This is a genomic window from Streptomyces sp. NPDC059816 (genome assembly GCF_042732055.1).
Taxonomy (GTDB): domain Bacteria; phylum Actinomycetota; class Actinomycetes; order Streptomycetales; family Streptomycetaceae; genus Streptomyces.
Genome location: NZ_JBHWIQ010000042.1, coordinates 40,448 through 47,755 on the forward strand (window position 1 = coordinate 40,448; position 7,308 = coordinate 47,755).

Genomic DNA, 7,308 nt, shown 5'->3' on the forward strand with positions numbered 1-7,308 from the left:
CCCCGTACCGCGCAACCGCCCCGTACGGACGTACGCCCCGTGCGGGCTACTCGCCGCGGCGGCGGATCTTGTTGCCGAGCCAGACCAGCGGGTCGTACTTGCGGTCGGCGGCCCGCTCCTTGAGGGGGATCAGCGCGTTGTCGGTGATGTGGATGCCCTCCGGACAGACCTCCGTACAGCACTTGGTGATGTTGCAGTACCCGAGCCCGTGCTCGTCCTGCGCGGTGGTCTTGCGGTCGAGACCGGTGTCGGCCGCGGCGTCCAGCGGATGCATGTCGAGCTCGGCGATGCGCATCAGGAACCGCGGACCGGCGAACGCCGCCTTGTTCTCCTCGTGGTCCCGGACCACGTGACAGGTGTCCTGGCACAGGAAGCACTCGATGCACTTGCGGAACTCCTGCGGCCGGTCCACGTCCTCCTGCTGCATGCGGTACTCGCCGGGCGCCAGGTCCGGCGGCGGGACGAAGGACGGGATCTCGCGGGCCTTGGTGTAGTTGAAGCCCACGTCCGTGACGAGGTCCCGGACCACGGGGAACGCCCGCAGCGGCGTCACCGTGATGGTTTCGCTGCGGTCGAAGACCGACATCCGGGTCATGCACAGCAACCGCGGACGCCCGTTGATCTCGGCGCTGCACGAACCGCACTTGCCGGCCTTGCAGTTCCAGCGGACCGCGAGGTCGGGCGCCTGGGTGGCCTGGAGGCGGTGGATGATGTCGAGGACCACCTCGCCCTCGTTCACCTCCACCCGGAAGTCGCCCAGGTCACCGCCGCCGGAGTCCCCGCGCCAGACCCGGAAGTGTGCCTCGTAACTGGTGGATGCGGAGGTCGTCACTCGTACAGCTCCTCTTCGGCGAGGTACTTGACCAGCTCCTCCTTGTCGAAGAGGGCCAGCAGATCGGAGCGGATGGGGTCGGTCTCGACGCGGGTGAGGTCGATCTGTGCCTCGCGGGGGTCCCGTCCGGCGCTCAGGGGCCCGGTGAGCGAGCACAGCAGGTTGACGTTGCGCCAGGAGCGCTCCATGCCCGGGCGGTCCTCACGGGTGTGGCCGCCCCGGCTCTCGGTGCGTTCCCGCGCGGCCCGCGCCACGCACTCGCTGACCAGCAGCATGTTCCGCAGGTCGAGCGCGAGGTGCCAGCCCGGGTTGAACTGCCGGTGCCCCTCGACGGTCACCCGGCGCGCCCGTACCCGCAGGTCTTCCAGCCGCTCCAGCGCCCGGGTCATCTCCGCCTCCCGGCGGATGATGCCCACCAGGTCGTTCATCGTCTGCTGGAGTTCCTGGTGCAACGTGTACGGGTTCTCCGGCGGCAGTGTCGCGTCCGACGTCCCTGCTGAGTCCGCCGCTTCGGTGTCCTCCGTGCCGAACGGCCGGAGCGCTTCGGTCACCGCCTCCTCGATCTGCTCGTCCGCCGCGACCGGGCGTTCGTCCGTCAGCCGGGCCGCGTACCGGGCCGCGTGCAGTCCCGCCCGGCGGCCGAAGACCAGCAGGTCGGACAGGGAGTTGCCGCCGAGCCGGTTGGAGCCGTGCATGCCGCCCGCGACCTCGCCCGCCGCGAACAGCCCGGGCACCCCGCGGGCCGCCGCCGTGTCGGATTCCACGGAGACCCCGCCCATGACGTAGTGACAGGTGGGCCCGACCTCCATCGGCTCGGCCGTGATGTCGACGTCCGCCAGTTCCTTGAACTGGTGGTACATCGAAGGAAGGCGGCGTCGGATCACCTCCGCCGGCATGCGGGTGGAGACGTCGAGGAACACGCCGCCGTGCGGGGAGCCGCGGCCCGCCTTCACCTCGGAGTTGATCGCGCGGGCCACCTCGTCGCGGGGCAGCAGTTCCGGGGGGCGACGGTTGCGGTCGGGGTCCTCGTACCAGCGGTCGCCCTCCTCCTCCGTCTCCGCGTACTTCTCCTTGAAGACGTCGGGCACGTAGTCGAACATGAAGCGCCGGCCCTCGGAGTTGCGCAAGACTCCGCCGTCCCCGCGCACCGACTCGGTGACCAGGATGCCCTTCACCGAGGGCGGCCAGACCATGCCCGTCGGGTGGAACTGCACGAACTCCATGTTCACCAGGGGCGCCCCGGCCATCAGCGCCAGCGCGTGCCCGTCGCCCGTGTACTCCCACGAGTTGGACGTCACCTTGAAGGACTTGCCGATGCCCCCGGTCGCCAGGATCACCGCGGGGGCCTCGATGACGAGGAAACGACCCGTCTCGCGTTCGTAGCAGAAGACACCCGCCACCCGCCCGTCCGGAGCCTTCAGGATGCGGGTGACCGTGTACTCCTGGAACACCTTGAGGCAGCACTCGTGGTCGCCGGACTCGGTCGCCGCGGCCTGCTGGAGGGAGACCACCTTCTGCTGGAGCGTGCGGATCAACTCCAGACCGGTGCGGTCGCCGACGTGGGCGAGGCGCGGGTACTCGTGGCCGCCGAAGTTGCGCTGCGAGATGCGGCCGTCGTGGGTGCGGTCGAAGAGGGCGCCCCAGGTCTCCAGTTCCCACACCCGGTCGGGCGCCTCCTGGGCGTGCAGCTCCGCCATCCGCCACTGGTTGAGGAACTTGCCGCCGCGCATGGTGTCGCGGAAGTGGACCTTCCAGCCGTCGCCCGAGTTGACGTTGCCCATCGCCGCCGCGATGCCGCCCTCGGCCATCACCGTGTGCGCCTTGCCGAACAGCGACTTGCAGATCACCGCCGTCCGCAGGCCCTGTTCCCGCGCCTCGATCGCCGCCCGCAGTCCGGCGCCACCGGCGCCCACCACGACAACATCCCACTGCTGCCGTTCCACCTGAAGCATCAGAACAACCTCGGATCGTCGAGTGCACCGCTGGCCAGGAGGTACACGTAGAAGTCGGCGAGCCCCACGCTCACCAGGGACGCCCACGCGAGCTGCATGTGGCGGGCGTTGAGCTTGCCGACCCACCCCCACAGCCGGTAGCGGACGGGATGTTTGGAGAAGTGTTTGAGCCGTCCGCCCACGATGTGCCGGCACGAGTGGCAGGACAGCGTGTACGCCCAGATCAGCACGATGTTCACGAGGAAGACGAGGGTGCCCAGGCCCATGTGCCCCCAGGCGTAGTCCGCGTCCCGGAACGTCAGGGCGGTGTCGTAGGTGAGGACGACGGCGACGAGGAGCGCCGCGTAGAAGAAGTACCGGTGGAGGTTCTGGAGGACCAGCGGGAACCGGGTCTCACCGCTGTACTTCCGGTGCGGTTCGGCCACCGCGCAGGCGGGCGGCGAAGCCCAGAAGCCCCGGTAGTACGCCTTGCGGTAGTAGTAACAGGTGAGGCGGAAACCCAGCGGGAACACCAGCACGATCAGGGCGGGGGACAGGCCCCACCAGCCGCCGAGGACCTCCCAGTTGGGGCCGTCGCGCATCGGGGCGCAGTTCTCGGCGAGGCAGGGGGAGTAGAAGGGGGAGACGTACGGGGCCGCGTAGTAGTCGGTGTTCGCGAACGCCCGCCACGTCGAGTAGACGATGAAGGCCAGCAGCCCGGCCGCGGTACCGGCGGGGGCCAGCCACCAGCGGTCGGTGCGCAGGTGCGGGGCGTCGATGGCGGCGCGGGTGCCTGTTCTGACACCGCCGCGGGGGATGGGGGGTTCCGTGCCAGTGGCCAACGAGGACTCCACTCGGGTCGGGACTCGGGCTCGGGGCGGGGCCCCCGGGCCGCGAGCGACTCAGGGGCCGTGGCGGTGCAGAGCGCCGAGTCCCTCGTCGTCCGCGTCCGTCCACAGGGTGCTGTCGTACGGGGTGTCGGGAATCCGTACGACGTCCGGCTCGGGGGCCGGTCGGTGCGGGGCGGCGGTCGGTCGTCGGTGCGTACCGCCCTTGGTGCCGGGTCCACCGTCCGCCGTGTGGACCTCCCTCAGGAGGTCGATGCTCTCCCTGAGGTGAGCGGCGTCGGTACGGACCCGTCGGATCTCCAGTCCGTCCCGCCCGACGTGCTCCGCCAGCCGTCCGACGGTTCGGGTCAGGTCGTCGATGCAGCGCTGTACAGCCGTCAAGTCGTCTTGGACAGACATGATTTGCCCTCATTTCCGCGATGGCGGGCGGCAATGTTCATGCGCTGCGAGTGTTCCGTGTCACATCGCGACTTGGGAAGACGCCGGCCGCGCTTTCTTGACACTGTCCGGTAGTGGTGGTGGGCGTGGGGTGAGAGGGGTCTCACGTGCGCAGGTGGCGCCCGGTTCCCCGTCCGCACCGGGCGCGGTCCGGTCGGCCGTCCACTGACTGGATTGCTTCCGGTCACCCGGGGGGTGTCGGCGACGCCCCGCCGCAGGTCCGCGGCCCCTGAGCGGGTGCGATCTGCTCGACGTGCGCTGCTCGGCGCGGTGCGCTGTGGCTTCGCGCAGTTCCCCGCGCCCCTGACGGTGCGCCCTGGCCGGCGTCGGCCGATCCCGTGCGGCGTGCGCGGTGGCGCCACGATGAACGGGGCCGCGGGGAACTGCGCGAGCTCTCAGCGCACCGTACGGAGCAGCGCACACGCGGTGGGTCGTACCGAAGGGGCGCGGGGAACTGCGCAAGACCACAGCGCACGGCACGGGGCAGCGCACACGCGGTGGGTCGTACCGAAGGGGCGCGGGGAACTGCGCGAGACCACAGCGCACGGCACGGGGCGGCGCACGCCCGGCAGGTCGTACGGAAGGGGCGCGGGGAAGCGCGAACCCGACCGACGGGCCCCGCGACCCCACCGAAGAGCCGCCGCAGGCGAATCGTTCCGCCGCCCGAGTGAGCTTCACGCATCCCTCGACGTGTCGCGGTCGGGGGCCGTTACGGGTCGGGTTCCGTGGGGCCATAGATCTGATCAGCTCCAAATATCACCACACGTGATCACACCGACCCCCGCCGCGAGGCGCCGTACCTCCGGGGGACGGGCGACCCCGGAGGTACACGGATGTCCCACGACGGCCTCAGACTGCGCACGGTCATGCGCTCGGTCGCCTTCCTGACGGCGGGCGCCCTCACGCTCCCGGTCCTCACCGCCTGCGGATCGGGCGACGACCGCGACTCCACCCCCGCCGCGGCCCACGACATCGCCCTCGCCGCCCGCACCGAGGTCGCCGACGGAGGCACCCTCACCTGGGCGGTCGACGCCTTCCCGGAGACCCTGAACACCTTCCAGGCCGACGCCGGCCCCGCCACCACCCGAGTGGCACAGGCGACCCTCCCGTCGATGTTCCGGCTCGACGCCCGGGGCCGCCCCGCGTACAACCCCGACTACCTGGAGTCCGCGAAGGTGGTCTCCACCGCGCCCAAGCAGGTGGTCCTCTACAAGCTCAACCAACAGGCCGTGTGGAGCGACGGCCGGGAGATCGGCGCCGACGACTTCCTCGCCCAGTGGCGTGCCCTGTCCGGCAAGGACACCGCGTACTGGACCGCCCGCAACGCAGGGTACGAGCGCATCGAGCGGATCGAGCGCGGCGCGAACAACCTGGAGGTGCGGGTCACCTTCGCCAAGCGGTACGCCGACTGGCGCTCGCTGTTCTCCCCGCTGTACCCGAAGGACGTCATGGGGACGCCGGACGGCTTCAACGACGGCGCCCGCGGCAAGCTGAAGGTGTCGGCGGGACCGTTCGCCGTGGACCGCGTCGACGAGAAGGGCGGCGAGATCACGCTCCGCCGCAGCGCCCGCTGGTGGGGCCGTCCCGCGAAGCTCGACGAGATCGTCCTGAAGGCCGTACCGCGCGAGAAGCGGGCCGCCGCCCTCGCCGACGGCAAGGTGGACCTCGCCGAGATCGGCCCCGGCGACGCCCGCCGCATCGGCCTCGCCGAACGCGACAAGGGCGCGTCGGGCCCGCTCGCCCACGGCCCGGGCGCCGCCACCAGCCCGGGCCAGGCCCTGCGTTCCTGGGCCATCGCATACGGTGACGACGAGGAGGCGGCCGACGCGGAACAGCTCGCCCGCGCCAAGACCCGCAAGGCCATCGAGAACTACGCGGACGAGCAGGCGGGGCTGCGCAACTTCGCCGTCCGCAAGTCCCTGGAGCCCGCGTACACCCAGCTCGCCCTCAACGGTTCCACCGGCCCCCTCGCCGACGAACGGGTGCGACGGGCGGTGGCCCGCGCCCTCGACCGCCAGGAACTGGCCACCGTCGTCCTCCAGCCGCTGGGACTCCCCGCGGAACCGGTCGGCAGCCACCTGGCGCTCGCCGGGCAGGCCGCGTACGCCGACAACAGCGGTGCGCTGGGGGAACAGGACACCGCCGAGGCCCGCGCCCTGCTCGCCGACGCGGGCTGGGTGCCCGGCGGCACGGTCAAGGACACCAAGGACACGAAGGACGCCGAAGACACCAAGGACGCCAAGGACGCGAAGGACGGCGCGGAGCGGAAGGAGGGCGACGCCGCGAAGTCCGATGCCGCGGGCGACGGCACGGCCCGGGACGCCGACGCCGACGCCGACGGCGACGGGACGTACATCGTGGGCCGGGACGACCCCAAGCCCGGTGACCGCGCCCCCGCCAGGGGCACCGCGTCCGCGGACGCCGTCCTCGCCCCCGCGTCCAGCACCGCCGCGCTCCAGCAACGGGCGGTCAAGCGTCAGGCCGCCCGGTTCGCCACGGCGGCCGACGACGGCGAACGGGCCGACCGACAGCGGGTCGGACAGGGCGGCGCCCCGGGGGCGTACGCGCCCCGGGGCACCGCCGCGCCGAACACCCCGGCGCCCGACGCCACCTCGGCCGCGGGCGCGGCGTCCGGGCCGCTCGCCAAGGACGGGAAGCCGCTGGCCCTGCGGTTCGTGCTGCCGTCCGGGCCGGGTTCGGAGTCGCTGCGGGCGGTGGGGGAGCGGATCTCGCGGATGCTGGAGCGGATCGGCATCCGTACGGAGACCACGAAGGTCGCCGACGACAGCTACTTCCGGGACCACGTGGCCTCCGGTGGCTACGACCTGGCCCTGTACTCCTGGCCGGCCACCGCGTACCCGGCCACCGACGCCCGGCCCATCTACGCCAAGCCGGTCCCGGCGGCCGACGGGTCCCTGAACGTCGAGCAGAACTACACCCGGGTGGGAACCGACCACATCGACCAGCTGTTCGACCAGGCGGCCGGTGAGCTGGACGAGAAGGAGGCCCGCGAGCTGGTCCGGCAGACGGACGCCCGGATCTGGGCCGCGGCGGGCTCCATCCCCCTCTACCAGCGCCCGGAGCTGGTGGCCGCCCGCAAGAACCTGGCCAATGCGGGCGCCTTCGGCTTCGAGACCCCCCGCTACGAGGAGATCGGCTTCACGAAGGCCGTGGCCCGCAAGCCCTGAGCCGGCAGCCCGCAAGTCCCGGGCCCTCAGCCCGCGTCCCCCGGTGCGGTCGGCCGGGGGCCGGACCGCGC

5 protein-coding genes are annotated in these 7,308 nt (G+C 71.8%); 1 reads left to right on the forward strand and 4 read right to left on the reverse strand.

Going from position 1 to position 7,308, the window contains the following annotated elements; translation table 11 throughout:
* Positions 1-46 precede the first annotated feature (46 nt).
* The 4 genes from ACFV88_RS33960 to ACFV88_RS33975 are packed head-to-tail and all read right to left on the reverse strand — an operon-like array spanning position 47 to position 4,010.
* Positions 47-832 carry a succinate dehydrogenase/fumarate reductase iron-sulfur subunit gene (locus ACFV88_RS33960; protein WP_385496004.1) on the reverse strand — a complete coding sequence of 262 codons (786 nt, stop codon included), beginning with the start codon at positions 830-832 and terminating at the stop codon, positions 47-49.
* Positions 829-2,784, reverse strand: a complete 1,956-nt coding sequence (locus tag ACFV88_RS33965; protein WP_385496005.1) for a fumarate reductase/succinate dehydrogenase flavoprotein subunit — start codon at positions 2,782-2,784, stop codon at positions 829-831. The genes ACFV88_RS33960 and ACFV88_RS33965 overlap by 4 nt, the downstream gene beginning before the upstream one ends.
* A complete protein-coding gene (locus ACFV88_RS33970) occupies positions 2,784-3,605 on the reverse strand; it encodes a hypothetical protein (protein ID WP_385496006.1) in 822 nt (273 codons plus the stop codon). Before ACFV88_RS33970 ends, ACFV88_RS33965 begins: the two co-directional genes overlap by 1 nt.
* 60 nt (positions 3,606-3,665) lie before the next feature.
* Complete coding sequence (locus ACFV88_RS33975) at positions 3,666-4,010, reverse strand: hypothetical protein (protein WP_385496007.1); 345 nt, start codon at positions 4,008-4,010, stop codon at positions 3,666-3,668.
* A gap of 872 nt (positions 4,011-4,882) precedes the next feature.
* On the opposite strand from ACFV88_RS33975, the gene ACFV88_RS33980 reads away from it, so the two are divergent.
* The gene (locus ACFV88_RS33980) at positions 4,883-7,237 is read left to right on the forward strand and encodes an ABC transporter family substrate-binding protein (protein WP_385496009.1); all 2,355 of its coding nucleotides are present in this window, start codon (positions 4,883-4,885) and stop codon (positions 7,235-7,237) included.
* Positions 7,238-7,308 lie beyond the last annotated feature (71 nt).